We start from the raw sequence: 2,091 nt of genomic DNA, 5'->3' as shown, positions 1-2,091 counted from the left end.
GATGACGTGATCAAACGGATCATCGAGGCGACACCAACGACCGAAGACGAATTGTCACGCGATGCCCGATTCCAGAAAATATTTGCGACCTGAGGTCACGGCTCGCATTCGGCGATTGGAACTGACGGCGCGACGGGTCGTCGAAGGGTTCTTGTCGGGGATGCACCGCAGTCCGTACTTCGGCCAATCGATCGAGTTTCTCCAACACCGCCCATACGTGGCGGGGGACGAGTTGCGGCACATCGATTGGAAGGTGTACGCGCGCCAGGACCGATTGACGATCAAGCAGTTCGAAGAGGAAACCAACCTCCGGTTGCACTTGCTCGTCGATTGCAGTGGCAGCATGGCTTACGGGGAAGGGGACAGAAACAAGTTCCACTACGCGTCGTCGATCGCCGCCTCGCTCGCCTATCTCGCCCTTCGCCAGAAAGACGCGGCGGGACTGTTCACGTTCGATACCGAGATTCGCGACAGCGTCCCGGCACGCAGCAATCAACATCAACTCAACCGCGTTCTCAATTCACTCGCCGCGTCCACGACCGACGGTGAAACGCAGCTGCCCAAGGTTACCCGGCAAGTCGCCGCGGCGATCCCTCGGGGCGGTTTGATCGTCGTGATCTCGGACCTACTCGGTATCGATTCCCTGACCGACGGACTCCGTGTGCTGCGTTCGCAAGGCCACGATGTCGCTTTGTTCCACGTCCTTCACGACGACGAATGGGACTTCGAATTCACCGGGGCGACCCGATTCGAAGGGCTGGAATCACCGACATTCCTGAACTGCAACCCGGCCGCACTTCGCGAAGGTTACCTCGAGGCACTCGATGGCTTCATGGAAAACGTCCGCCGCACGTGCGGAAGATTAAAAATTGATACGATGCAAGTCCGAACGTCTGACCCGCTCGACGCGGTGTTGGCAAAGTTCCTGTCCGCGAGACAAAGGGGGTAAACGAGGTAACTCGGGAAGCCGGTAGTGAATGTAGTGGATTTTGTGAAAGATCCCGCTGCATAAAAGATCTTTAACAAGATCCACTACTCAAACTCGGCCTAAACGACCGCAGTCCCGGCCACCTCCTTTCCACGCCTCGCCACACGCCACCGATTTTCCAATCCCGCTGTTTCTCCCTGTTTTCCTCTCCTCCCTTCCAACTCTCCACCCTACTTCCTTGCTCCTCTACCCTTCACTCGCTGCCGGATTCCTATTCATCGGTGTACCGCTCCTGGTTCACCTGATCAATCTGCTGCGCCATCGGCGGACGCAATGGGCAGCGATGGACTTTTTGCTGGCCAGTTATCGCAAACAACGCCGCTGGATCGTGCTGCGGCAGTTGTTGCTTTTGCTAACGCGGATTGCCGTTGCGGCGTTGTTGATCGCGGTGCTCGCGGGGCTGATCGGCGGTCGTGGTTTGATCGGAGCGATCGGCGGGCAAACGACGCACCACGTGATCGTGCTCGACGACAGCTACTCGATGCGGCAGCGGGTTTCCGGCGTCGGCAACTCCGGCGCAGCGGCTGGTGAATCGGGAGTCGAAAGTGGTCGAGATGCGACGGCCTACGACCGAGCACTTTCCGCGATCGCGTCGCTGGTTCGAAACCTCAGCAACGACGAAGGCGTCCATCAACTGACCGTGATGCGGGCCAGCCGAGCTTCCATGGTCAGCGACAACGAGAAGGGAACCGCCGACGCCGCCGCGGACCTGGCCGCTCAAACGGTGACCGGTGACGCCCGCCAAGTCGAACGGTTGATGAGCACGAGGGCCTCGACGCTGCGGACAGACCTCGTCTCAGCGATCGATCTGGCGAGCGACCTGCTCAATGCCAACCCAGCCGACTCCAAACGGCTGTATGTCGTCAGCGATTTCTCGCGACGCGATTGGCAATCACCGCGGCGGATGGCTGTTTCGTTGGAGAAGGCCAAGAAGACCGGGGCAGACATTCGAATGATCGACTGCGTCGAAAGCGGGGCAACCTCGAGCCCTCGAAACCTGGCGATCACGGACCTGGCCCCCGAACCGGATGTTTGGGTCGCGGGCGTTCCGGTAATGATGAACGTAACGGTGAAAAACTATTCCGACGCCGAAGTCAAAAACA

General features: G+C 59.2%; 2 protein-coding genes. Both read left to right on the top strand.

Annotated elements, in window-relative coordinates; all coding sequences use genetic code 11:
• The first annotated feature begins 82 nt into the window (after positions 1–82).
• Positions 83–949, top strand: a complete 867-nt coding sequence (locus tag RSSM_RS12370) for a DUF58 domain-containing protein (RefSeq protein WP_044302409.1) — start codon at positions 83–85, stop codon at positions 947–949.
• A 217-nt stretch (positions 950–1,166) separates the two neighbouring features.
• On the top strand, positions 1,167–2,091 hold a 925-nt coding region (locus RSSM_RS12365), incomplete at its 3' end, for a BatA domain-containing protein (RefSeq protein ID WP_008678868.1).

Origin of the sequence: Aporhodopirellula sallentina SM41 (assembly GCF_000346505.1) — a bacterium.
In the GTDB taxonomy this organism is placed as follows: Bacteria; Planctomycetota; Planctomycetia; order Pirellulales; family Pirellulaceae; genus Rhodopirellula; species Rhodopirellula sallentina.
The sequence above is the reverse complement of the archived record's forward strand: the minus strand, read 5'-3'. Positions and strand labels throughout refer to the sequence as shown.